Source organism: Nocardia sp. NPDC055029 (assembly GCF_053608525.1).
Genome location: NZ_JBSGVQ010000026.1, coordinates 82,364 through 105,482 on the forward strand (window position 1 = coordinate 82,364; position 23,119 = coordinate 105,482).

Genomic DNA, 23,119 nt, shown 5'->3' on the forward strand with positions numbered 1-23,119 from the left:
GCCGGGGCAGTTCGGCGGCCGGGGGCGGGCACCGGTAATCCTGTTGCGCGGGTTCGCTATTGACACCTTCGCTCAGATCACCTCATCATCAATCGGACACACTGTCCGAGACTTGTTGACCGAGGCGGTTCTCATGGTCGATTCCCCTGCCACAGCGGTCGAACGGGCTGATGTCGTCGTGGTCGGCGCGCGCTGCGCGGGGTCGGCGACGGCGGCGACGCTGGCAGGGGCGGGTCGCGATGTTGTCGTCCTCGACGCCGCCGCCTTGCCGTCGGACACGCTGTCGACCCATCTGCTCTGGCCCGCCGGTCTGGCCGAACTGCAACGCCTCGACGCGCTGGCCGCCGTCGAAGCCCTCGGTGCGCCACGGCTGACGAGGGCCTTCGCGCAGGGTGCGGGCTTCGGTGTCGGTTCCGCGTTTCCCGCGGTCGACGGGATCGACTACGCGATGTGCGTGCGCCGTACCGGACTCGACGCGGCACTGGTGCGTATTGCGGTGGCCGCCGGCGCCGAGATTCGGCCGCGCTGCCGGGTCACCTCGGTGGTGTGGGACGGAAACCGTTGTGCCGGTGTGCGTTATCTCGACAGCGCGGGCCGGGTCGTGGAGATCCGCGCGGCGCTCGTCGTCGGGGCGGACGGTCGGCGCAGCACCATCGCGCGGGCGGTGGGCGCCGAGCAGCCGTTCCTGACCGTGCCCAGTGGGCGCGACTGCTACTTCGCCTACTGGCGTGACACCGCCGACGCTGCGCGCCACATCGCTGCTCAGTGGCGCGAGGGATCCGACCTCGGCACGGCCTTCCCGTGCGACGACGGACTGGTGCTCAGTCTGGTGCAGCCACCCGCTGTCGCCGGCGGCGCACGCGGCCCCGGTGAAGCGGAACGCCGCTATGTCGAAGCCCTGGCGCGGATTCCGGACCTGACCGAGCGGCTGCGCAGCTGCGAACGGGTGGGTCGGGTTCGCTCCGCCACCGGCATCTCCTCCTACTTCCGGCGCTCCGCGGGTCCCGGTTGGGCACTGCCCGGCGACTCGGGACATTTCAAGGACCCCGTCACGGCGCAGGGCATCCGGGACGCACTGCATTACGGACGGACGCTCGCCGAGTCGGTCGTGGAGGTTCTCGACGACCCGCGCGCACTCGACGCGGCGCTGACCGAGTGGGAGCGCCGTCGCATCACCGAATGTCGCGAGATCTTCCACTGGACCAATCGCCTCGCCCGCGGTGAGGCCATGCGCCCCTTGGAGATCGAGCTCTATCACACCGCCGTCGACGATCCGGAACTGGCGGCGATCACCACCGGCATCTTCTCCCGCACCCGCAGGCCCGCCGAGCTGTACACCCCGGCACGGGCGCTACGCCTCGCCGTGCGCGCGCTACGCCATCAGCCCACCCCCGCCGTCCTCGCCGATCTGGCGCGCGAACTCCGCGACGCGACCGGCGAATGGCGCACCACGCGAACGACCCTGCGTGGCACCGTACCTCGCTCCGCGGCACCGTTCCCGCCGCGCGCCACCCTCACCACCGCAGGTCCAGGAGAACACCATGCCTGATCAGCCGACACCGTTGTCAGCACCGATCACCCGGCGCACCGCGTTGCGAACCGGGCTCCTCACCGCAGCCGTACTCGCGGTCGCTCCCCCGGGCGCCGCGGCCGCCCGCCGCTCGCCACTGCTCCGGTCCGGCGGTAAGGCAGTCGCGATCTTCGGCGGCGGGATGGCCGGTCTGAGCGCGGCTCACGAACTGGCCGAGCGAGGATACGAGGTCACCGTCTACGAACCGGCGTTCCTCGGCGGTAAGGCCCGCAGCATGGGTGTGCCGGGAACAGCGTCACCCGGTCGCGCGGAGTTGCCGGGCGAGCACGGCTTCCGGTTCTTCCCCGGCTGCTATCAGCACGTTCCCGACACCATGAGCCGAATTCCGTTTCCCGGCAACCCGAACGGCGTGCTGGACAATCTGGTTCGGGTCGAGGGCACGGTCGCCGGGTTCCAGGGCCTGCCGCCGATCTTCACACCCGTCGAGCTGGGTGGACTTGGTCAGCTGACGCCGGAACTGGTGCAGAACAGCATCATCGGCGCGCTCGGCTTCGTCCCCGACCTGCCCGCGCACGAGCTGGCGTTCTTCGCCAAACAGATGCTCGTGTGGTTCACCTCCAGCACCGAGCGGCGCTTCGGCCAGTGGGAATACGTGACCTGGGAACAGATCATGCGCGCCGAGGGCAAGTCGCCCGCGTACCGGAAGTACCTGGTGAACGCGCTCACCCGGATCACCGTCGCCGCGAAACCGCAGACCAGCTCGGCGCGCACCATCGGCACGATCGGTGAGGCACTGGTCCTGGCCGCCTCCGGCACGATCCCGCAGTTCTCCGGTGGTGTCGACCGGATCCTCAACCGCCCGACCAATGCCGCGTGGATCGATCCGTGGGTGGAGTACCTGCGCTCGCTCGGCGTGCGTTTCGTGATGGGACAGGGAGTTTCCGCGCTCCAGCTGGCCGGCGGCCGCGTCTCCTCGGCGACGGTGACCGGTGCGCGCGGCACCTCCACGGTCACCGCCGACCACTACCTGTGCGCCATGCCGGTCGACCGCGCCGTCGACCTGCTCGACGGGTCGATCCTCGACGCCGATCCGCGCCTGGAGGGGATGCGAAACCTGGTCACCGACTGGATGGTCGGCATCCAGTACTACCTGCGCCGCTCGACCGACATCCCCGAAGGACACATCGCCGCGCTCGGCTCGCCCTGGGCACTGACCGCGCTGCGCCAAGCCCCCATGTGGGTGGGCGATTTCCCCGCCACCTACGGCGACGGCTCGGTGCTGGAATGCCTGTCGGTCGACATCTCCGACTGGGACACACCGGGAATCCTCTACGGCCGCACCGCCAAGGACTGCAGCGCAGACGAGATCGCCGCCGAAACCTGGGCACAGCTCGAGGCCTGGCTCAACACCGGCACCGGTTGGCTACGCGGCGAGGACATCCATTCCTGGCACCTCGACCCCGGCATCACCTGGTCCGGCGGCGGCATCCACAACGAGACCCCACTGCTGGTCAACACCGTCGGTTCCTACGACAACCGCCCCGACGCGCACTGCGCGATCCCCAACCTCTACTTCGGTGGCGACCACGTCCGCAGCCATATCGACCTGGCCACCATGGAAGGCGCCAACGAGTCCGGTCGCGCCGCCGCCAACGCCATTCTCGACTCCGCCGACGACCCGGGCCCCCGCGCCCAGATCTTCCCGCTGGTCTCCCCGCCCGCCTTCGCCGCCGCCAAAGCCATCGACGCAGACCGCTTTCGAGCCGGCCTACCCCACCTGCTCGACGGCTGAACCGCACGTCCCCTGGTCGCGGCCGGGACAAGTGAGCACCTGATGCCGGAATGCATCGACTGCGGCAATTGCGTGGCTCCTGCCAGGACTGCTCCACGCCAGCCGCGACACCTCCGCGCAGGCCTACAACCGCACGGCAGCGGTGGGGTACTTGCAGGACGTGCCAGCCTGCGCGGAGCAATCCTTCCCCGGTAGGGAGACCCAACGGCGACTGGTGAAGGCTCACAACCCTGGGCGACTGGGTCTTCCACGGCGTCCCCGGTACTGTGGCACAACGCCCACCGGACGCGGTGACGGCGCCCACCGCGACAATCTGGATGTAATAGATGAGTGCTACTGCCGAAAAGCTTGCCGACCTGCGGGAAAAGCTGGCGCTTGCGCAGGAACCGGCCGGAGAGGCGGGGGCCGCCAAGCGAGCCCGCAAAGGCATCCCGTCCGCCCGCGATCGCATCAACATGTTGATGGACCCGGGCACCTTCATCGAGATCGGCGCCCTCGTGCGCAATCCCACCGACAAGAACGCCCTCTACGGCGACGGTGTGGTCACCGGGCACGGCCTGGTCGACGGGCGTCCGGTCGCTGTGTTCTCCCATGACCAGACCGTCTACGGCGGCACCATCGGTGAGATGTTCGGCCGCAAGGTCGCCGCGATCATGGACCTCGCGGGCAAGATGGGCTGTCCACTGATCGGCATCAACGACTCCGGCGGCGCGCGCGTGCAGGAGGCCGTGTCGTCGCTGCGCTGGTACGGCGAGCTGGCGACCATGATGGAGCCGCTCTCGGGTGCGGTGCCGATGGTCTCGCTCATCCTGGGCAACTGCGCGGCGGGTGCGGTGTACCAGCCGATCTGCACCGATGTCGTGGTCGCCACCGAGAGCGCGCACATGTTCGTCACCGGTCCCAAGATCATCGAGGACGCCATCGGTGAGAAGGTCGACATGGAGGAACTGGGCGGCGTCTACAACCAGGCCGCCTACGGCAACATCCACCATGTCGCCAAGGACGAGCCCGCCGCCTTCGCCTGGGTGCGCAACTACCTGAGCTACCTGCCGTCGAGCTCCACCGAGCTCCCGCCGGTCGTGAATCCCGGCCTGGAGCCGGAGGTCACCGAGTCCGACCTCACGCTGAACAAGCTGGTCCCCGACTCCGACAACATGGTCTACGACATGCACGACGTGCTGCTGCGGATCTTCGACGACGGGGAGTTCCACGAGATCGGCGCGGCCGCCACCGAGAACATCATCACCGGCTTCGCCCGGGTCGACGGCAGGCCCGTCGGCGTGGTCGCCAACCAGCCGACCGTACTGGCGGGCGCGCTCGACGCGAAGGCCAGCGACAAGGCCTCGCACTTCATCCATATCTGCAACGCCTTCGAGATCCCGCTGGTGCTCGTGGTCGACACCCCCGGCTTCCTGCCCGGCGTGGAACAGGAGAAGGCGGGCGTCATCAAGCGCGGCGGCCGGTTCCTGTTCGCCTACGTGGAGGCCACCGTCCCCAAGGTGACCGTCGTGATCCGCAAGGCCTACGGCGGCGGCTGGGCCGTCATGGGCGCCAAGGCGCTGGGCTGCGACGCCTACCTGGCCTGGCCGACCGCGCGCATCGCGGTCATGGGCGCCGAGAGCGCCGTCGGCCTGACCCAGCGCAAGATCCTCGACGCGACCCCCGAGGACCAGCGCGGCGCGATCCGCCAGCAGATGATCGACTTCTACAACGCGACCATCGCCACTCCGTGGATCGCCGCCGAGCGCGGCTACATCGACCGCGTCATCGAGCCGTCGACCACCCGTCTGGAAATCCGCCGCGCCCTGCACCTGCTGCGCGACAAGAAGGTCGTCCGCTACCCACGCAAGCACCACCTGCTGCCGCTGTGATCCGGTCGGGGCAGGTGCGAATCACGCACCTGCCCCGGCTGTTTCGCGGTTTCCCCTCAGCTGCGCGGGGCAGGCTGGACGCTGTGTGCGCCCGCGCGGCGGCCGGAGAAGACGCAGTCGGCCAGCGACAGGCCGCTGACGTAGGAGTTCGAGCAGATACCGACCGCGGCGCGCCCCGCCGCGAAGAGGCCGGGGATGACGTCGCCGGATTCGGCGCGGACGGCGCCGGTGTCCTCGTCGACCAGCAGACCACCGAGGGTGAGCATGGGCATCGGGTAGGTGAGCCGTGCGGTGAACGAGATGTCCAGCAGGGCGAAGGGTCCGGTGCGAATCGGGCGCCGGATATCGTCGGGCTTGCCCAGCGGATCGGGCCGGTTGTGCTCGATCGCCTGGTTGTGCGCGTCCACGGTGTCGCGCAGGGCGACCGAGTCGATACCGGCGCGGGTGGCGACCTCCTCGACGGTACGGCCGGAGACTCGCCCGATCCGCCACAGCCGCTCGGTCTGCATACGCTGAAACCACACCGACTGCGGACCCATCTGTGCGCGTGCCTCGGCTTCCAGCTCGGCGTCGATCAGCAGCCACGCCCGGTGGCCGGGACTGGTCGCCACAGCCGCGCCCAGCGCGGCACCGTAGCGGGATTCGTCGATCATGCGCTGCCCCAGGCGATTCACGGCGATCGAGCCGAACAGCGCACTGGGCGGCGCGATGAAGCGCCACGTCGACAGCGCGTCCATCTTGCCGCTCGCCGCGCCGATGTCCCGCGCCATGGTGATGCCGCTGCCGTCGTCACCGGCGGTGCCGAGCGGCAGTCCCTGCGACCACGGGTACGCGGGGGCATGCCGGGCCACCATCGCCTGGTTGGCGATGAACCCACCCGTCGTGAGCACGACACCGGATCTCGCCTGGATCCGCACCCGCCGTCCGTGCTTGCGCTCGATCCGGGCCAGTAGCGACTCCACTACCCGGCGCAGACCAGGGTGGTACACACCGGGTTTCGCCGAGATGCGGGCCAGCACGGCGAACCGGCGCCGCACCGCCGCGGGCGCACCGTCGATCGTGACGGCCTCGAGGCCCGTCACCCGTCCGTCCTCGACTACGAGACGGGTTGCCCTCGAACCGGTTCGGACGCGGACACCACGCGCGGCCGCCGACGCGGCCAGCGGTCCGAACAGCGCCTTGCCGGACACACCGGGGCCGTGCGCGCGATGGCCGCGCTGCCGCGGCTTCGCGAGTTCCCGGTAGCCGCCGGAGTTCTCGCTGCCCGAGTAGTAGAGGTAGTAGTCGTCGGTCGGGTACGACGTCTTGTACGGGCACACCGACGCCTCGAACGGCACGCCGTGCGCGGACAACCAGTCGATCGACGCCGGGGATTCTTCGCAGAATCGGCGCAGCGTCGGCGCGCTCACCGCGTCACCGACCTCGGCCTGCAGATAGGCGAGCATGTTCTCGACGTCGTCGTCGATGCCCGCGGCGCGCTGCACCCAGGTGCCGCCACCCGCGTACACGATGCCACCGGACAGCGCCGTCGCACCGCCGCCCAGATAGCGGTCGATCGCGAGGACGTCGGCGCCCGCTTCCCGCGCGGCCAGCGCCGCCACCACACCCGCGCCGCCGTATCCGACGACAACGACGTCGGCTGACAAATCCCAGGTCCGCACCTGTACCACCTTCCGGGCGGACGCGCCGTCGACATGGTCGCCGCCTGGGAAAACTATAACGTGTTCTAGAAATGCGTCCAGGGCCGCGTCGGTGCCGGGGACGCGGCCGGTCCGGGGCGACACTGGGAGCCGTGGACAACGATTCCCCGGAGAAACCGCCGCCGCGCACGCGCACCGGGATGCCGCCGTGGCTTCCTCGGGCGATGGCGCTGGCCCTGGTCTTCTTCGGGCTGTTCCTGCTCGCCGACTGGGCGTTCCACCGGCTGCTCGGCCTCCTGATCATCCTGCTGGTCGCCTTCTTCATCTCCCTGGCGATGGAGCCCGCCGTCGCGGTGCTGGTGCGGCGCGGCGTGCCACGCGGACTCGCCACCGGTCTGGTGTTCCTCGGCACCTTCGCCTGTGTGCTGGCTTTCCTCGCCGCACTGGTGACGTTGCTGGTGGAGACGACGACGAACCTGGCCCACGAGACGCCGCGATTGGTCGACGAGGGCATCGACTGGGTCAATCGCGCCTTCGGCCAGCACTTCACGATGCACGATCTGAGTCAGCGGCTGCTGCGCGAGTCCGACCTGATCGAGGGTTACGCCCGCACCGCCGCCGACAATGTCTGGGGCGTGTCGACGACCGTGCTGGGCGGGCTGGCGCAGGTCCTGACGATCGCGTTGTTCAGCGTCTATCTCACCGCGGGCGGCCCCAAGGTGCGGCGCACCGTCTGCTCGATGCTGCCACCCGCCCATCAGCAGACCTTCCTGCACGCATGGGATCTCGCCATCGACAAGACCGGCGGCTACCTGTACTCGCGGCTGCTGCTCGCCATCGTCTCCGCGATCGCGCACGGTGCGTTCCTGGCGATCCTCGGCCTGCCCAACCCCATCGCGCTGGGCGTGTGGTTCGGCGTGATCTCCGCGTTCATCCCGACCATCGGCACCTACATCGCCGCGATCCTGCCGGTGTTCGTCGCACTGTCGGTCGATCCGCTCGACGCGGTCTGGGTCATCGCGTTCGCGGTGGTGTACCAGTGGGTCCAGGACTACCTGCTCCAGCCGCGAATCACCGCGCGCACCGTCGACGTCAATGCCGCGATCGCACTGCTGGCGGTGCTGGCGGGCGGCGCGCTGCTCGGCGCGGTCGGCGCGCTGCTGGCCATCCCGGCCACGGCGACGGTTCAGGCGTTCCTGTCCGAATACGTGAAACACTATGCGGTGACCGAGGATCCGCGCATCGACCAGACGACAGCGCGCCGGAAACGGCCGGCGAAAGCACCCGCCGACGACTGAACCGTTCCGGCGCGCAGCGCGGTCTATGCCTCGCTCGGCCCGAGCCCGGCGCGGACGACCTCGGCGAATTCCGTTGCCGCCGAGCGTGCTTGCGGATCGACGAGCGTGCTGGCGAAGCCGTGCGGGAGGTTGTCGAACTGGCGCAGCCGGACCGCGACGCCTGCGGCGCGGAGCCGCTCCGCCAGTGCGGTCCCCTGGTCACGCAGGACATCCATCCCGGCGGTGGCCACATAGGTCGGCGGGAGCGCGCTGACATCGTCGGCGGACAGCACGGAGAAGCGCGGATCCACCCGATGCTGCTCGGTGCCGGCGTACCAGGTGATGGCCCGTTCGACGCAGCCCTTGTCGAGCGGGGTGGTGAACAGGTCGCTGGATACGTGACGGTCGAGGTCACCGTCCAGGACCGGATAGAGCAGCGAAAGATGCGCGGGGCGATACCGGGCAGGCAGATGCAACGCCACCGCGGCGGCCAGATTCCCACCCGCGCTGTCGCCGCCGATGCCGATCCGGGCGGGGTCGACACCGAGTGTTTCGGCATTGTCGACCACGTAGCGGAACACCGCGGCGACATCGTCGTATGCGGCCGGGAACGGGTGTTCCGGGGCGAGCCGGTAATCGGCCGTGAGCACCGTGACACCGGACCGGTCGGCCAGGAATCGGGCCAGCCCGTCGTAGCCGTCGATGCTGCCCACATGCCATCCACCACCGTGGATGAACACCAGCAGCGCGCCGTCCGCGCTGTGTGGCGTGTAGATCCGCGCGCGGAGGGCACCGGGGACGGCGATCTCGGAGGTCTCGACCGGACCGGTCGGCACGGCGGTCGCCAGGCTCATGAACCAGTCCAGCCGTCGCCGCCGCGCAGCGGTAGGCGGCGTGAGCGCCAGCAGGTCGCGCTTGCCGATGGCGGAGAACATCTGCATCCTGCCGCTGAGCCGTTGCCCGTCGACGACGGGACGGTGAATCGGCAGCAGGTCGAAGACCGCGCCGGGCGCGGACAACACCTTCCCGGCGGCGCCACGAACAAGGGTTTCCAGCAACGACACAACTCCACCATGGCTTTCGTCCGGCTCGCTGATCGTTCCAGCGAGCTCGGACCTGATTGTGTCCCACCGAACCGACCGGCACCGATGATTCCGGTCGCCCGGGTAGCGAACCGCGCAGATCGGGCGCAAGATGAAGTATTCGCCGACTCACCACTACGGGGGCCTCCAGTGAGTCGCGCGCCATCGACGCCGCGTGTCAGGCGAGACTGCTGATACCACAAAGGAGTCCGCCGGTGAGCCACGCATTCTTTCGCGCGATATCCGATTCGCGCACACATGCCGAGGTGCTGGTCCCGGAGCCGCACGCGGGCAGCGGCTGGGACGGCGGCCAGTTGCGGGGTATGGCTGTCGGCGCCGCCCTGGCACGTGCGGTCGAACGCGAGGTCACCGCCAGGGGCCGCACCGATCTGCGCCCGGTCCGGTGGACGCTCGACCTGTTCCGTCCGGTGTTCATGCGCCCCTGCCGGACTCGTCTCACGGTGGTTCGCGACGGGCGACGGCTGGCGCTCTTCGACGTCGTCCTGATCCAGGACGACAGACCGGTCGCCCGCGCCGGTGCGCTGTACCTGCGCCCCGGGCCCGCGCCGGACGGCCTCTGCTGGTCACCCGACACGACCGCCGATCCCCCGCCGACCGATCGGCTTCCCGCACCCGGCCAGGATCGGGTGTACTTCAGCGAGGACGCGGGCTGGGCCCCGGATCCGCGCACCCACCACAACACCGGGCGCACCGGAATCTGGCACCACCCGGTCACGGTCGTGGCCGGTGAGCAACCGACCCCGTTCCAGTTCGTCGCGGGCCTGGCCGACGTGACCAACGTGATCGCCAATCTCGGCAGCAACGGCCTCGAATACATCAATGCCGACGCGACGCTCACCCTGACCCGGCTACCGGAGGGCGGCGAGGCCGGGCTGATCGGCCTCGACCGGATCGCGCAGGACGGCATCGTGATCGGCACGGCGGCGGTGTACGACCGCAAGGGTGTGTTCGGCACAGCGACGGTCAGTTCACTCGCCAATGCGCGAGGCCCTGCCGACCTGACTGTCATCGGGGCCGAGCCGTAACCGGGCTTTGCCCGGCAGTCACGAGCCGCCCCTGTTTGGAGTCAGCACGGCAGGGTATCGCCGATCTGGATCACCCACAGACCGCCGCCGGGGACGGGATGGCCGTTCTCCTGGACCGGTAGGCAGGCGGTTGCCGCGCACCAGCGCGCCCACCGGGCGCTGCCCCTACCGGGCCGGCAACCGCCACCTCCACTCCGCCACCGGCTACCACCGGATATCGGCGGTGGACTCCAGCGGTTCGCGCACCCCTGTCAGCTCGGTGGTCGCGAGGGTGTCGGCATCGTGCAGGGCGGCCGGGAAGCGGAGCCGCGTCCGCTCCTCGATCTCGGTCAGCGCGACCTGAAACACCCGGAACTCGTCGAGTTCGAGCGCTTCGCGCAGGTCGAGTTGCTGAGTCAGCAGAAACACGCGGCAGGTGAGCCTGCCCGCCTCGACGAAGCAGATCACCTTCCAGTACTCCTTCGGCAACGCCACCCCGCGGTGGACGCGGTCATCGGCGCGGAAGACAGGTCCCCCGAACACCGTCACCTTCAGGTCGTCGACGTCGACATCGGCGAACACCGCGTCTTCGAGCTGCCCCCACACTCCGCGGCGGCTGCTCTGATTGAAGTCGTCCATCTGCGGGGTGATGTTGGTGTAGAAGAACGAGTCGATATTGGCCTTCTCCGCTTCGCTCTCACTGCCCCACAGCAGGTCAGCCCGCCGCGCCAGGTGCCCACGATCGAGCCGATTACCCTGGTAGAGCTCATTACCCACCTGCACGTCGGCCGGGATCCGCGAGTCTTTGACGAAGTCGATACCGCGCCTGCCGATCCGTTTCATCGCGCCGCCATCGATATTCCAGCCCACCCAGAACGCAAAGCGCCGCGCGGCACTCAGTGCCAACGAGAAGTGCGTGTACCTGATGACTTCGGAACCGTCGAGGCGCACCGCGTCCCCGCGCACCGCGGCATCGAGCTCCGGAACCCCGATACCGGGCCCGAGGAAGCCACTGTCGTACCCGGTCGACACCACTTCGTCGACCGCGACGAAGTCACCGATCCGGCTGGTATTCATGTCGGCAGTCATCGTCAGCCCTTTCCGCAGTGACGGGATGCTGTCTGCGCGCTCACCGAGCGTGCACACCATCGTCACCGCCCCGATCGACAACCTCACGAGTAGTCGACTACCCGCATTCCGTCACGGACGCGCGTTCGTCCCGGCGATGACGGGGAGATTCGCCGTGTCGAACGGCGTGCGCGCGTACTGTCGCAGGCATGGCCTGCCGGATCACCGAATTCGTCATCGACTGTGCCGACCCGCGACTGCTGGCGGACTTCTGGTGTGTAGTCCTCGGCTACGTCGAAATCGACGAGGAGGACGGCTATGTGGAGATCGGCCCGCCCGGGACAGGATCGGGCGGACCGCAGCCCACTCTGGTGTTCGGTCCCAGTGCCGACCCGAAGCGGGAGAAGCTGCGGCTGCACCTGGATGTGAGTCCCACCGACCGCGATCAGGACGCGGAGTTGCAGCGGCTGCTCGACGCGGGTGCGCGCAAGATCGACATCGGGCAGACGGGCGCCGAATCGTGGCACGTGCTGGCCGACCCGGAGGGCAACGAGTTCTGCCTGCTGCGGCGCCGGGTCGAGGAAGTGTAGTGCGACTAACTGATGCTCAGCGTTGACGCCAGCTCAGCGGGCCGGGAAGGTCGACACTGTTCTTCCTCGTGCGGGAGTTCCAGGTCCACGGACCGATCTTGATACTCCACGAGGACAGTCCGGCCTGGGTGAAGTTGAGCTTCAGCGGGCCGAAGGACTTGCGCTGACGAAATCTGATGGGCATGAGAAGCCTTCCTGAATCGCCCCCAGGATAGCCGATCCGGTTGAGCCCCCATGGCTTTCACCGCGCAAAACTGTTCGCAATCAGATGGCAAAACAACTGTCCGTGCGAATGACGTTTGCCCACTGGTCATCCGGGCATGCCATAGCTATGACCAACTCACGTAGTCGGAATCCGAGTACGACGAGCATGGATCTGCCCAGCATCGCCATTGTGCTGGCCACCTGCGTGTTCTTCCTTTTCGGCCTGTCCGTCCTCACCGAATCCCTCCTGCTCGCCGCCGCCGGTAGTCTCGGCCTCGCGGCCGCCATGGTCATCGCGACCCGGGTGACGACCTGAGGCGCCGAACCGGCACCTGGTCTGTTTAGGACCTGGATTCTGCGGTACCGCCACCATGTGGCCGATCTCCGACGGCCACCATCGATGGTCATGCCGGTAGCAAAGGAGAACGCCGTGGTATCTCGGGACATCGTCGCTCAACTGCGACAGGACATCACCACCGCCGGCGACGTCGGCGACCAAGAAACGGTTCAACGATTGCGCCGCGAACTCGCGGAGGCCATGGAAGACACCGGCGCCCCCGGGGCGGGCGGCCACGTCACCGAAGCCACCCTGCGCCGATTGCTCGACGACGACGCACCCGACGCACGCCTGGTGCTCTCGGAAGGTCACGTCGGTATCCGATCCGGTGCCGGGGACGACGACGGCGGTCTGCTCGTCATCTCGCGCGCCGACCTCGTCGACCGTGTCGGCGACGCACCGGAGACACGGGTCCTCGTCGAACAGGCGGCGGTGCTCGACACCGATATCGGCCTCCTCGGCGCGTAACAAACGATCAATCCATACCTTCAGGTAGGTCTGGCCGTACTATGGTGTACGGCCAACTGCCCGCTCCCCGGTCACAGCATTGCCGGGCGATAGGCTGGCGCGGTGCCGACACGGAAGGCGACCATGACCGAAGGTGCCAGCAACCCGCGACCGCCAGCGCCGGTGTCCAAGCGCAAGGCAGCGGCAGCCGGACGCGCTGCCCGCAGGCTCGGCGTCGAGGACTGGACCACCGCGGCACTGACCGTGCTCCTGCGCGACGGCGTCGCCGCGATCACCATCGCCAAGCTGTGCGACGAACTCGGGGTGACCAAAGGCAGCTTCTACTGGCATTTCGACGGCATCGATCAACTCCTGGAAACGACGGCGCAGTTCTGGTGCGCCGATCAGAACGACGCGGCGCGCGGCTTCCAAGGCCTCGAGGAGCTCCCCCCGCAGCAGCGCCTGGCCCGCATGGGCGAGTTGCTCACCGCGGAGCGGGTGTGGCAGGTCGAACTCGCGGTCCGGGACTGGGCCCGCACGAACGCCAAGGTCGCCGAGGCCGTGAAGGCACTGGATCAGCGGATTTTCCACGCGCTGTCCGACACCCTCGTCGACATGGGGTTCTCCGCGGAACAAGCGGAGATGCGGGCAGGCCTGATGTGCTTCGCCGGGATCGGCTTCGTCCACGGGAACCAGAACCTCCCCGTGCCGACCGAGGATCAGCGTCGCGAGTTCTTCCGGTTCATCACCAGCAAGGAAACGCCCCACTGACCCACCGGTTCACGTCAGCGCGACCAGTTCGTGCAGGGTCGAACCGGTCCGTCGCCGGGTTCCCGCCTCGGTGCGCACCGTCAGATCGAAGGTGGACTCGAACCGGAAGTAGCCCGGATGCCCGACCAGCCGGTGCACCAGCGGCTTGATCAGGCCCGACCGCACCACGGGAAGATCGTCGAGCAGGTCGTGGGCATGGATGACCCGCACCACGTCCAGGCGCAGCTCGAGCCGGTCCGGCACGTGCAACTCGACCCACTCGGGGTAGGTCCGTCCCGCGGTGGTGTCGAAGCGCGCCGGTCCCTCGGTGAGCCTGGTCTCGCCGGTGGACAGCACGATCTCGTCGTGGTGCGCGAGCATCAGCGGGCTGATCTCGTGGCCGCCTCGGCGCTGCTGGGTCAGGACCGAGGCGAACAGCAGGGAGTAGTCCTCGACGTACAGCCGTCCCCAATGCCAGCGCTCGATGATCTTCTTCATATCGCCGACGCCCCAGTTGTGGTCGTGATATCCACGCCCGGTGACCTCGTGCCGCACACCGTCGAGTTCGATCGCGCCGGTCACCCGTGCCCGCGGGGCGCCGACCATCCAGCCGAAGGAATCCTTGGCGCCGAAGCGGGTTTCGCCCTTGCCCGGCATCCAGCTGGGCACTTCGTTGTGGAACCGCAGGTCGAAGACGATGCCGTCCTCGGCCATGTGCAGGTGGTGGGTCGGGAGTCCGTCGGCCCGGAATTCGGTGCGCGCGGTGTTGTGGCCGACGCGCACGTCGCAGCCATCGGTGGCGAACGAGGTGGCCGAGCGCGGATAGCGCTGCGACACCTGACGACGGGTGCCGTCGGGCGCGTAGACCATCATCTCCACCCAGGGCCGCGCGAGGGGAAGATCCTCGGGGCGGCGTTTGGTCAGGAAGCCGATCACCACGTGGCCGGTGTCGAGGTGCGCGTCGAAATACCAGTGTTCGAAGGCCAGTTTGCTCGGCGACGGATGTAATCCGTTGTGCCGGGGCTGCACCGGTGTCAGCACACCGTCCTGGCGTCCTGGCCCGTTCCATACTTCGACGATGTCTGCGGTACTCATGGCTGCTTTCGGTGGGTTCATCGGCGCAGCGCGCCACTGGCGTCGAAGGCCGCTTCGCGACCCTGCATCTGGGCCCGGTACCAGTTCTCGCGATGCGCGAGCATGAGCTTCTCGTGCACCCGCGCGAACGGCGGACAGGCTCGGCGCACGATCTCCATCGCGGTGATCAGCGGAAAGCGCAGGATCGGAATGGCGATCCACGGAAACGCGGGCGGCATGGTGTAGCGGCGGCGGGTGCCGGGCGCCATGTACATCGCGGAGTAGACGGAGTTGATCCGGTAGTTGTACATCTCGCGCCACCGGGTCAGGCCACGGTGGCCGTCACGAGGCGCGAACGCCGCCGGATAGGACTCGATCAGTTCCGTTCCGTGCTGCCCGGCGTCGTAGGACCGCGACGCGATCGTCATGGCCAGCACCCGCAGCGCGTCGAGGACCGTCTCCGGATACCAGCGCAGCCGCACGCCGAGCAGATGGCCCATGTATTTCTGAAAGTGCAGCAGCGCACGGATTTCCGACGGTGTCGTCTGATATCCCAGCGCCCACAAACCGAGGCCGGGCGTCACGCTGCCGCCGAGCAGGGTCAGCATCTGGTAGGTCTGGCTGATCGGCAGACCCCACCGTTCGATGTCCCACTCCGGATGGTCGGCGACCTTGGCCCGCACCGACACGTGCATGACCCGCACCTTCAGCGCGGTGGCCCGGCCTGCCGAGCCGGGGGTGAGCAGCGCGTCGCGGGCGGAGACGTCCATCCAGAAGCGGGTGGTCTCCAGGAACCGGCGCAGCGCGCTGTCCCCGGCGTACCCGCCCGCCAGCGACAGCGGAGTCGCGACCGCGGCTTCGGTGTACATCTCGAGGGTTTCGGCGCCGGCGAAGCTGAACAGCATGGTGCCCCAGCGCCGCCAGATGGCCGCGCCCTGTTCCACCAGTTCGGGCACCACCCAGTCGGGTACCGTCTCGAACTCGGCGAACAGCGCTCGCATGGATTCCGGTGCGTCGGGCACCGCATCGATACCCTCGGCGAGGGCCGTGTCCAGCATCCGGCGACCGGCTTTCGATCCGATCTCGCCGTGCATCACCTCGGCGACGAACCGCTCGGCCACCGGGTCGCCGGTGAACAGGTCCTCACACAGGGCAGCGGCCTGCTCGTCGCTGGGGAACAGCGGTTGCCTGGTCACGGCCGCGAAGATGCGTTCGATCCGGCGCACCGTCGGCGTGCCGCGCGCCTCCCAATAGCGAAAAGCCGTGGGGCATTTCACCGGCGGCTGGACGTGATCTTCGACGATTTCGGCCACTGTCGGCCTCCTGACGTTCACTTCGCTCATCGACTGCGATCGGCGTCGCGTTGCACCGACCATACTACTAAGCACATATGTCCGTACCCGAAAGTATGGAATGCTGTCGCTCCTACGGCACGATGCGGTACTTCAGCATCATGTCGTGGTCCTCGTGGTCGAGCAGGTGACAGTGCCAGACGTAGCCCTGCAGGTCGTCGGGGTGATGGCCCGCATGGTCGGCGACGCGGTGCCCACCATGGCCGTCCGCCCCCGCGAGTTCGGTCGCGGCCCGGCGCGGGAAGGTCGCGTCCGGATCGAAGCCGAGTTCCGCCGCGGTCGGGAACCGGACGATGATGCTGGTGACCGTCCCGCCGTCGACGCGCACGATGTCTTTGCGACCCGCTTCCCATGGCTGCGGCGGCTGCCTCGGACCGGCCAGGAAGCCGTGCGCCGACGGCACCCATTTCTGTCCGACCGGCGGCTGCGGATGGGCCAGCTGATAGTCGACCGTCCGCAGTGGCGTCCGGCCGAGAATGCGAAAAGTGACCAGGTGCAGGTGGATCGGGTGCGGATCGGGCGTGATGTTGACGATGTCCCACTGCTCGACGGTGCCCTGGCGTGGCATTTCGATGTCGGGGCTGGCGAAGGTGAGGTTGTTCAGCGACATGATCGCCGGCGGCACCCGCAATTCGTAGGGCTGACTCACCGTGACGGTGCGCACCACGGTCGGCGTCTCGATCGGCGGCAGCACCGGCGGCCCGAATGCGCCACCGCGCAACCGTTCCGGCACGCCACCGGCGAAGCCCGGCCGGTCCCGCACCCGGAACTGGCAGAACTTCGGCATCGCGACCTCGCCGAGGATCGCGGCCTGCAAGACCGGCGCCTCGTCGTTGCGCAGTTCGACCGTCTCGCCCGGGTCCAGTTCGGTGAAATCGACCAGCAGATCCACTCGTTCACCCGGTGACAACCGCAGCTCGTGCACCGCGACGGGCGCGTCGAGCAGGCCGTGATCGTTGCCGATCACCCAGAACCGCATCCGGTTGCCGAAGAACAGATTCCACACACTGAACGACGCGGCGTTGAGCACCCGGAAGCGGTAGAGGCCGCGCGCGACCGGCAGATACGGCCAGATCTTGCCGTTGACCAGTCCGACGTCCCCGACCGCCCCGCCTTCCCAGCCACCTTCTGGCACCACCGGCGTCGACCGGACCGATTGACGCCCGTCGGCGGTGAACAGTTTCTCCTGCAGCACCAAGGGAATCTCGAAATCCCCGGCAGGCAGACCCAGCGGGTTGCCGGGTTGGCCGGTGTCGAATTCGTCTCGGAGCAGCAGCATTCCGGCCAGTCCGGCGTAGACGTTCACGCGGGTGATGCCCATCGCGTGGTCGTGATACCACAGGTGTCCGGCGTCCTGGGCCAGGGGGAAATCGTGGTCGATGCCGCCGCCCGGGTGGACGAGTTGCTCGGGATGCCCGTCGCTGTCCGGCGGTGTCACACCACCGTGCAGATGCAGCGAGGACGGCGGAGCGGCGCGGAAACTCTCGGCGACACCGTGCAGGCTCGTGTCCATGTCGGCCGCGAGCGGGTGCGTGGTCATCCGGTTCTCGAAGCGCACCCGCAGCGGCGATCCCACCGGATGTTCGATCGTCGGTCCCAGATAGCTCATCCCGTTGTATCCCAGCGCCGGTGATTCCGGCAGGTCACGGTGGAAGCGGTGGGTGGTGGTCGAGGCGACGAGGTCGAGCCGGTCACCGCGCACCACGGGCAGTCGGAGCATTTCGTCGACGAACGGTTCGACCGCCGGGGAATGGAACAGCAGTGGACTGCGTATCCCGGGCGGTGCGACAGGGGCAGCGGAGGCAGGCGCCTCGATCAGCACCGCACCGAGCAGACCCGCGCCGGTCATCCGCAGAAACCGGCGGCGTTCGATCGGATATTCCATGGTCGAGCCCTTCCGTGCTGCACCGTTGCGCACGATGGGCGACCATACCACTAGGTATAGTCGGCAGTACCTCTTTGGATGTAGCGTCCGCGACCAGGGATTCTGACTACTGGAGCCACCTGGCCGGGGCCTCCGTCACGGCTGGCCGACGCCGGGCACACCTTCCGTACAGCTGGACTGGAGGAGACCCTGCGGCACCTCGTCCGGACCAAGCCATCCACCGATGACGACTGAAACCACAGACAGAGGTGGCGGGCGCACTCTGCAATTGCATCACTATTGCATCGTTTATCGGCCACACCTAGCAGGATGACGCCGCGCCAGGATCAGCTGAGAGCTTCCACCGCGTCAGCCAGACCACCGATCCGCTCGGCCGCGTCGGGCAGCATCACGACATCCCAGCCCGGCCCGCCGACGAGCACCCGCGCTCCGGCCGCCGCGCAGGCCAGCACCGCCGAGGTCAGCGCGGTCGACTCGCGCTGCGACCACAGCAGCACCGCGGACGCGCCCGCCTGGCGGGCCAGCGCGCCGGACAACGCGTCGGTGGGAACGTCGGCGCCTAGCATGCGCGCACCGACCCCGGCCTGCGCCAACGCGGCACGCGCCACATCCAGTGGCAGCGAATGTGTTTCGCCGCTGGTGCACGCCAGCAGAACCGGCGCACCACCCGGCGCGGGTGTCACCCGCTGCATGACCGCCGCGATCGACCACGACAGGAGGTGCTCGGCATCGATACAGGCCTCGCCGGCACCCTGGCGCGCGACGATATCGGCAAAGGCGGGGCGGCACAGCGCTTCCCAGGTCCGCACGACACTGTAGGCCCGAACATGTGCATCCAGATGAGCGCAGGCGGCGGTGGTGTCCAAGGCGAATGCCGCGTCGAGCAGGGCCGCACGGTCTCCGAGTACCGGCGCGGGGCCCCGCGCCGCCGCCGCGGCGCCCGCCGGACTCGCACCGCCGCCGATCAGTTCGAGCATGCGCTCGAGCACGGCGATGTCGGCGTCGGTGTAGAGCCGGTGGCGGCCCGGACGGTCTTGCGCAGGCCCGATCCCATAGCGGCGGTTCCAGCTGCGGAGGGTGGCGGTCGGGATGCCGAGCTGTTCGGCCACCGCGCGCACCGGATAGCCCGCCACGGCGGAGGCGGGAGCGGCGGGCACAGCCTCATTGTGCCCCGAACGCCCCGGCCCGCACTCCACAGCCGGGTCCCCGCGCGTCGGCGTGGCCCTGCCGGGAGGCCGGTCCGACATCGCGGAATTTCGGCGAGCCGGCGGATTCATGAATCGATTATGCATCGTTTGCTGGTAGAATGGCTACACCATCGATCTCGAGGAGTTCCCGTGCGCACTCGACGTAGTTCATGGATCACCGCCGTGCTACTCGCCGCGTCCGCGAGCCTCGCCGGCGCCGCGGTCGCCGCGCCGCCCGCGCCCGTTCCGCGGCTCGATCTCGATCGCTATCTCGGCGAATGGCGTCAGCTCGCGGCGATTCCGCAGGTGTTCAATCTCAACTGCGCGCGCGACACCACCGCCGTCTACACCCTCGACCCCCGGGGCGACATCGGGGTCCACAACCGCTGCCACACCTGGACCGGCGGCGTCGACGAGATCCGCGGCACCGCCACGGTGAACGACCCCGTCACGAACGCACAACTGCACGTGAGCTTCCCCAGCGTTCCCGGTCAGGGTGAGCGCGAGGGTGCCACCAACTATGTCGTGACCGCGCTCGGCCCGGACTACTCGTGGGCACTGGTCACCTCCCCGAGCAGGCTCTCCGGTTTCGTACTCTCGCGCACCCCGGCGCTGGACGCCCCCACCTGGCAGCAGGTCGACGACGCGATCCGGGCAGCGGGCCAGGACCCGTGCGTGTACCTCACCTCGCCGGCGACCGGTGGACGTGACGATGTGCGACCCCTCTGCGCGCGATGAGCATCGCCATGGCACTGTTCACCTGCGTGCGGCGGTGGCTGCCAGAGCTGGCGGACCTGCCCGGCACGCGAATTCATCGTCCCTGGCGCGAGAACATCGATCCGGCAACCTATCCCGTGCCGATCATCGATTGTGTCGGGTGGTGAGGCCGGCATTCATTCGAGCGACAGAGTGCAGCCATCCGAGCGGCCGGGCCAGCCGGACTCCGTGGCATCCACACCGTGCGGCATCGTGCCGCACGCCGACGGAAGTGACGGAAGAATCATGCGATACCTGCGCAGAACCCTCGTAGCGACCATGCTCCTCGGCTCGACGCTCGGCGTCGCGGCCTGTTCCGACGACGGCTCGAGCACCACCGCGTCGACATCCCCCGCACCGATGACCTCAGCGCCGAACACCACCGGCGCGGATGCCGCGTCCGGCCTGGTCGGGCCGGGGTGCGCGGAATACGCCGCCCAGGTTCCGAGCGGTCCCGGCTCCATCAGCGGGATGGCCGAGGAGCCGGTGGCGGTCGCCGCGTCCAACAATCCGATGCTCACCACTCTCGTGTCGGCGGTGTCGGGCGAGCTCAATCCCGACGTCAACCTGGTCGGCACCCTCAACGACGGCCAGTTCACCGTGTTCGCACCCGTCGACTCGGCCTTCGCGAAGATCGATCCGGCGACCATCGAGACGTTGAAGACCGACTCGGCCGCCCTCACCCGAATCCTCACCTACCACGTGGTCCCCGGCCAGATCGCGCCATCGGGGATCGCCGGCACCCACCAGACCGTGGAGGGCGCCGATGTCACGGTCACCGGGTCCGGTGACGAGCTGAAGGTCGGCGACGCGAACGTTGTCTGCGGCGGTGTCCGCACCGCGAACGCCACCGTGTACATGATCGACAGCGTGCTCATGCCGCCCGCGGCGTGATGTCGACGATGGTCGCGCCGCCGCGGACTCAGCGGGCCCGTGGCTTGCGGGCCTCGATGAGGAAGCGCGACGAGTGGGCGATGAACGGGCCGTCGGTGACGATCCGTTCGTGGAGTTCACGGAGACGGTCGCGATAGGCCTCGACGGAGAAGCCGGGAACGATCCAGATGACCTTGCGCAGGAAGTAGATCACCGCGCCGATGTCGCGGAATTCCATGCGCAGCCGCTCGGCTCGGATGTCGACAACGTCGAGGCCCGCTGCTTCGGCGTCCGCACGGGCGGTTTCGGGGTGACGGCGGCTGCGCACGGCCTGCGGTTGCGGGCCGAGGAAGAACTCGCAGAGTTCGAACACGCTCGCCGGGCCGACGTGCTGGGCGAGGTAGATGCCTCCCGGTTCGAGCACGCGGGCGATCTCGGTCCAGTGCACCGTGACCGGATGGCGGCTGATCACCAGGTCGAAGGCCGCATCGGCGAACGGGAGTGGTGGTTCGCCGTCGTCGACCACGACCACGACACCGCGCGGCCGCAGCAGTGCCGTCGCCTTGGCGACATTCGGCGGCCATGCCTCGGTCGCGGCGGTGACCGCGGGGAGCCGCGGGACGCCGGCCAGCACTTCACCGCCACCGGTCTGGATGTCCAGCGCCGCTCCGGCCAGGGCGAGACGCTCCCCGATCAGCCGCTGATAGCCCCACGAGGGCCGTTCCTCGGTGGCCCGCCCGTCCAGCCAGGAGAACTCCCAGCCGTCGACCGGCGCCGCGGCAGCCTCCGCCACCAGCTCGTCGAAACTCCGTTGCACAGCCACCGGGCTACGCTCTCACGCGTCCAGGTCGATGGCGACGGCTCGCCCGGTGCGGAACCAGTAGGCGTGCAGGTCGCGGATCTTCGCCCGGGACGGCAGACCACGCAGATGGATGGCGCATTCGCCGAAGTCGAGCGGGACGACGGTGTCGCACAGCAGGGCACGCGCGGTGTCGAGTTCCGCGGGATCGGTGATCTCCCTGGCCGTGCCGCTGTGGGTACCGTCGGGCAGTTCCAGGGTGACCCGGGGATCGGCCCGGATGTTGCGCAACCATGCGTTGACGGCGCCCGGCCGCTCGACCGTGATCTGCGGTGGCATCAACTGCACGAGATACGCGCGATCACCCTCGCGTAGCACCCGCATACACTTCGGCCGCGGCACACCGGTTTTCCGGCCGGTTGTGGTGAGGACGCCGTAGCCACGGGGGACGCGAAGCCGGAACAGCGGCAGCATTCCCGCACTGAGCAGTTTGCCGTCCCGCGGGCTGCGGATCAGCCGAGCGTGCCTACCGATGACAGCTTGCGCCGCCGCGCGGCGGGCTTCCTGCTCCGCGTCGTCCATGTCATCCATGATGCGCTCGACGGCGGCGAGCCGGAACCGCCGATGCTACGGGTGCCTGTCGCCCCGATGCGGGGACACGAGTTCGGCGAGGTCAGACACTCGACATAGGTCAGGCACTCGACATTACGATCCTGTCGTACGCGAACCGCCTCAACTTGTGCGTCACCGCGTGGGCTATCTCGCTGCCTCATAGCCAACGCGTCGCACCGTGCTGCGGTGAAGCACTGGCCGAACTGGAACGGGTCTACCTGCACCAACACGACAACCCACCGTCGAAAGGCACTCGTATGCAGTTTCTCCGCACCGACCGGCACGGTTCCGTGCAGACGATCTGGTTGGACAACCCGCCCTACAACTTCCTCACCGATGCCGTGATGGCCGAATTGCTCGAGCTACTTCGTGTCGTCGACCGTGACGACGACGTCCGTGCGGTCGTGCTCACCAGCGCCGTCGACGGTGTCTTCGTCAGCCACTACTCGGTGTCGGAGATATTGGACGGCGTCGAAGCCGCCCCGGTGACACTGAACCCGCGGACGGCGGGCGCCGCGCTGCGAATGAGCACCCTGGCCGACCATGTCCCCGGTGGGCAGGCGGGTTTGGCTCGGGCCGGAGCAGGCGGTGTCGCGAACCTCCGCCGCTACCATGAGGTCTGCCAGTTGATGCGCGAGTCCAGCACCGTGTTCATCGCGGCGCTCAACGGCCGCGCACTGGGTGGGGGTTGCGAGTTGTCGCTGGCCTGCGACCTGCGTCTGATGGCCGACGGTCCGTTCGAAATCGGCCAACCCGAGATCCTGGTCGGCATCATTCCCGGCGGCGGCGGTACCCAGATGCTGACCCGGGTGCTGGGTGCGGGTCGCGCCATGGAGCTGTGCCTCGAAGGCGCTCCGATCAGTCCGAGCCGGGCGTTGGAGATCGGACTGGTGCACCGGGTGGTAGCTCCCGACGACCTGCTCGCCGAGGCGCAGTCGACCGCCGCCCGGCTGGCGAAGCGCTCCCC

Annotated in this window: 23 protein-coding genes and 1 pseudogene; 14 read left to right on the forward strand and 10 right to left on the reverse strand. The window is 68.5% G+C overall.

The features are described from left to right. The first annotated feature begins 133 nt into the window (after positions 1-133). The 3 genes from ACWF9G_RS22015 (at position 134) to ACWF9G_RS22025 (ending at position 5,194) form a co-directional block, all read left to right on the forward strand. A complete protein-coding gene (locus ACWF9G_RS22015; protein WP_452517492.1) occupies positions 134-1,549 on the forward strand; it encodes an NAD(P)/FAD-dependent oxidoreductase in 1,416 nt (471 codons plus the stop codon). Continuing rightward, positions 1,542-3,323: a hydroxysqualene dehydroxylase gene (locus tag ACWF9G_RS22020; RefSeq protein ID WP_452517493.1), complete on the forward strand. Its 1,782-nt coding sequence runs from the start codon at positions 1,542-1,544 to the stop codon at positions 3,321-3,323. Before ACWF9G_RS22015 ends, ACWF9G_RS22020 begins: the two co-directional genes overlap by 8 nt. Before the next feature lie 326 nt (positions 3,324-3,649). Beyond that, the gene (locus ACWF9G_RS22025; RefSeq protein ID WP_379307725.1) at positions 3,650-5,194 is read left to right on the forward strand and encodes an acyl-CoA carboxylase subunit beta; all 1,545 of its coding nucleotides are present in this window, start codon (positions 3,650-3,652) and stop codon (positions 5,192-5,194) included. Between the two features lie 56 nt (positions 5,195-5,250). Here the strand turns inward: ACWF9G_RS22025 and ACWF9G_RS22030 are convergent, their stop codons facing one another. Further along, positions 5,251-6,855, reverse strand: a complete 1,605-nt coding sequence (locus ACWF9G_RS22030) for an FAD-binding protein (RefSeq protein ID WP_452517495.1) — start codon at positions 6,853-6,855, stop codon at positions 5,251-5,253. A gap of 131 nt (positions 6,856-6,986) precedes the next feature. Here ACWF9G_RS22030 and ACWF9G_RS22035 point away from each other — a divergent pair, with 131 nt between their 5' ends. Beyond that, the gene (locus tag ACWF9G_RS22035) at positions 6,987-8,132 is read left to right on the forward strand and encodes an AI-2E family transporter (protein ID WP_452517496.1); all 1,146 of its coding nucleotides are present in this window, start codon (positions 6,987-6,989) and stop codon (positions 8,130-8,132) included. 23 nt (positions 8,133-8,155) lie between these two features. Here ACWF9G_RS22035 and ACWF9G_RS22040 read toward each other — a convergent pair whose 3' ends face one another. Next, entirely contained in the window at positions 8,156-9,175 is a 1,020-nt protein-coding gene (locus ACWF9G_RS22040; RefSeq protein ID WP_452517497.1) for an alpha/beta hydrolase, read from the reverse strand. A gap of 233 nt (positions 9,176-9,408) precedes the next feature. Between ACWF9G_RS22040 and ACWF9G_RS22045 the strand changes: the two genes are divergently transcribed. Next, complete coding sequence (locus tag ACWF9G_RS22045; RefSeq protein WP_452517498.1) at positions 9,409-10,239, forward strand: acyl-CoA thioesterase domain-containing protein; 831 nt, start codon at positions 9,409-9,411, stop codon at positions 10,237-10,239. Between the two features lie 204 nt (positions 10,240-10,443). On the opposite strand, the gene ACWF9G_RS22050 is transcribed toward ACWF9G_RS22045, so the two are convergent. Beyond that, positions 10,444-11,307: a DNA/RNA non-specific endonuclease gene (locus ACWF9G_RS22050; RefSeq protein ID WP_452517500.1), complete on the reverse strand. Its 864-nt coding sequence runs from the start codon at positions 11,305-11,307 to the stop codon at positions 10,444-10,446. A 188-nt stretch (positions 11,308-11,495) separates the two neighbouring features. Here ACWF9G_RS22050 and ACWF9G_RS22055 point away from each other — a divergent pair, with 188 nt between their 5' ends. Further along, positions 11,496-11,876 carry a VOC family protein gene (locus ACWF9G_RS22055; protein ID WP_452517502.1) on the forward strand — a complete coding sequence of 127 codons (381 nt, stop codon included), beginning with the start codon at positions 11,496-11,498 and terminating at the stop codon, positions 11,874-11,876. A gap of 16 nt (positions 11,877-11,892) precedes the next feature. On the opposite strand, the gene ACWF9G_RS22060 is transcribed toward ACWF9G_RS22055, so the two are convergent. Next, positions 11,893-12,060, reverse strand: coding sequence for a DUF4236 domain-containing protein (locus ACWF9G_RS22060; protein ID WP_452517504.1), 168 nt, complete (start codon positions 12,058-12,060; stop codon positions 11,893-11,895). Positions 12,061-12,246: 186 nt separating this feature from the next. Here ACWF9G_RS22060 and ACWF9G_RS22065 point away from each other — a divergent pair, with 186 nt between their 5' ends. The 3 genes from ACWF9G_RS22065 (at position 12,247) to ACWF9G_RS22075 (ending at position 13,635) form a co-directional block, all read left to right on the forward strand. Then, positions 12,247-12,396: a hypothetical protein gene (locus tag ACWF9G_RS22065; RefSeq protein ID WP_452517505.1), complete on the forward strand. Its 150-nt coding sequence runs from the start codon at positions 12,247-12,249 to the stop codon at positions 12,394-12,396. 114 nt (positions 12,397-12,510) lie between these two features. Beyond that, positions 12,511-12,885 (forward strand): hypothetical protein, encoded by a 375-nt coding sequence (locus tag ACWF9G_RS22070; protein ID WP_379302906.1) that lies wholly within the window; start codon positions 12,511-12,513, stop codon positions 12,883-12,885. Positions 12,886-12,987: 102 nt separating this feature from the next. Then, positions 12,988-13,635, forward strand: a complete 648-nt coding sequence (locus ACWF9G_RS22075; protein ID WP_452517507.1) for a TetR/AcrR family transcriptional regulator — start codon at positions 12,988-12,990, stop codon at positions 13,633-13,635. A gap of 9 nt (positions 13,636-13,644) precedes the next feature. On the opposite strand, the gene ACWF9G_RS22080 is transcribed toward ACWF9G_RS22075, so the two are convergent. The 4 genes from ACWF9G_RS22080 to ACWF9G_RS22095 form a co-directional block, all read right to left on the reverse strand. Next, on the reverse strand, positions 13,645-14,709 hold the full coding sequence (locus ACWF9G_RS22080) for a lipocalin-like domain-containing protein (RefSeq protein ID WP_452517509.1): 1,065 nt from the start codon (positions 14,707-14,709) through the stop codon (positions 13,645-13,647). Positions 14,710-14,726: 17 nt separating this feature from the next. Further along, complete coding sequence (locus ACWF9G_RS22085) at positions 14,727-15,965, reverse strand: oxygenase MpaB family protein (protein WP_452517519.1); 1,239 nt, start codon at positions 15,963-15,965, stop codon at positions 14,727-14,729. Between the two features lie 148 nt (positions 15,966-16,113). Continuing rightward, complete coding sequence (locus ACWF9G_RS22090; RefSeq protein WP_452517511.1) at positions 16,114-17,925, reverse strand: multicopper oxidase family protein; 1,812 nt, start codon at positions 17,923-17,925, stop codon at positions 16,114-16,116. A 326-nt stretch (positions 17,926-18,251) separates the two neighbouring features. After that, a complete protein-coding gene (locus tag ACWF9G_RS22095; protein WP_452517512.1) occupies positions 18,252-19,082 on the reverse strand; it encodes a MerR family transcriptional regulator in 831 nt (276 codons plus the stop codon). Positions 19,083-19,262: 180 nt separating this feature from the next. Between ACWF9G_RS22095 and ACWF9G_RS22100 the strand changes: the two genes are divergently transcribed. From ACWF9G_RS22100 to ACWF9G_RS22110, 3 genes are all read left to right on the forward strand, one after another. Then, entirely contained in the window at positions 19,263-19,850 is a 588-nt protein-coding gene (locus ACWF9G_RS22100; protein ID WP_379302915.1) for a lipocalin family protein, read from the forward strand. Next, on the forward strand, positions 19,847-19,996 hold the full coding sequence (locus ACWF9G_RS22105; RefSeq protein ID WP_379302917.1) for an FAD-binding domain-containing protein: 150 nt from the start codon (positions 19,847-19,849) through the stop codon (positions 19,994-19,996). The genes ACWF9G_RS22100 and ACWF9G_RS22105 overlap by 4 nt, the downstream gene beginning before the upstream one ends. Before the next feature lie 118 nt (positions 19,997-20,114). Continuing rightward, complete coding sequence (locus ACWF9G_RS22110) at positions 20,115-20,762, forward strand: fasciclin domain-containing protein (RefSeq protein ID WP_452517514.1); 648 nt, start codon at positions 20,115-20,117, stop codon at positions 20,760-20,762. 28 nt (positions 20,763-20,790) lie between these two features. On the opposite strand, the gene ACWF9G_RS22115 is transcribed toward ACWF9G_RS22110, so the two are convergent. Continuing rightward, on the reverse strand, positions 20,791-21,558 hold the full coding sequence (locus ACWF9G_RS22115; protein WP_452517521.1) for a class I SAM-dependent methyltransferase: 768 nt from the start codon (positions 21,556-21,558) through the stop codon (positions 20,791-20,793). Between the two features lie 18 nt (positions 21,559-21,576). After that, positions 21,577-22,122 (reverse strand): nitroreductase/quinone reductase family protein, encoded by a 546-nt coding sequence (locus tag ACWF9G_RS22120; RefSeq protein WP_452517516.1) that lies wholly within the window; start codon positions 22,120-22,122, stop codon positions 21,577-21,579. Positions 22,123-22,226: 104 nt separating this feature from the next. Between ACWF9G_RS22120 and ACWF9G_RS22125 the strand changes: the two are divergent. Then, positions 22,227-22,346: pseudogene (locus tag ACWF9G_RS22125) on the forward strand (WS/DGAT domain-containing protein); the annotation flags it as partial. A gap of 63 nt (positions 22,347-22,409) precedes the next feature. Next, positions 22,410-23,119: enoyl-CoA hydratase/isomerase family protein (locus tag ACWF9G_RS22130; protein ID WP_452517518.1), on the forward strand; the 710-nt coding region annotated here is incomplete at its 3' end.

Excerpts from the sequence above, each read along its gene's own strand:
- ACWF9G_RS22015 (WP_452517492.1), top strand. The coding sequence starts at position 134 with ATGGTCGATTCCCCTGCCACAGCGGTCGAACGGGCTGATGTCGTCGTG.
- ACWF9G_RS22020 (WP_452517493.1), top strand. The coding sequence starts at position 1,542 with ATGCCTGATCAGCCGACACCGTTGTCAGCACCGATCACCCGGCGCACC.
- ACWF9G_RS22025 (WP_379307725.1), top strand. The coding sequence starts at position 3,650 with ATGAGTGCTACTGCCGAAAAGCTTGCCGACCTGCGGGAAAAGCTGGCG.
- ACWF9G_RS22050 (WP_452517500.1), bottom strand. The coding sequence starts at position 11,307 with ATGACTGCCGACATGAATACCAGCCGGATCGGTGACTTCGTCGCGGTC.
- ACWF9G_RS22055 (WP_452517502.1), top strand. The coding sequence starts at position 11,496 with ATGGCCTGCCGGATCACCGAATTCGTCATCGACTGTGCCGACCCGCGA.
- ACWF9G_RS22060 (WP_452517504.1), bottom strand. The coding sequence starts at position 12,060 with ATGCCCATCAGATTTCGTCAGCGCAAGTCCTTCGGCCCGCTGAAGCTC.
- ACWF9G_RS22065 (WP_452517505.1), top strand. The coding sequence starts at position 12,247 with ATGGATCTGCCCAGCATCGCCATTGTGCTGGCCACCTGCGTGTTCTTC.
- ACWF9G_RS22080 (WP_452517509.1), bottom strand. The coding sequence starts at position 14,709 with ATGAGTACCGCAGACATCGTCGAAGTATGGAACGGGCCAGGACGCCAG.
- ACWF9G_RS22090 (WP_452517511.1), bottom strand. The coding sequence starts at position 17,925 with ATGGAATATCCGATCGAACGCCGCCGGTTTCTGCGGATGACCGGCGCG.
- ACWF9G_RS22105 (WP_379302917.1), top strand. The coding sequence starts at position 19,847 with ATGAGCATCGCCATGGCACTGTTCACCTGCGTGCGGCGGTGGCTGCCA.
- ACWF9G_RS22110 (WP_452517514.1), top strand. The coding sequence starts at position 20,115 with ATGCGATACCTGCGCAGAACCCTCGTAGCGACCATGCTCCTCGGCTCG.
- ACWF9G_RS22120 (WP_452517516.1), bottom strand. The coding sequence starts at position 22,122 with ATGGACGACGCGGAGCAGGAAGCCCGCCGCGCGGCGGCGCAAGCTGTC.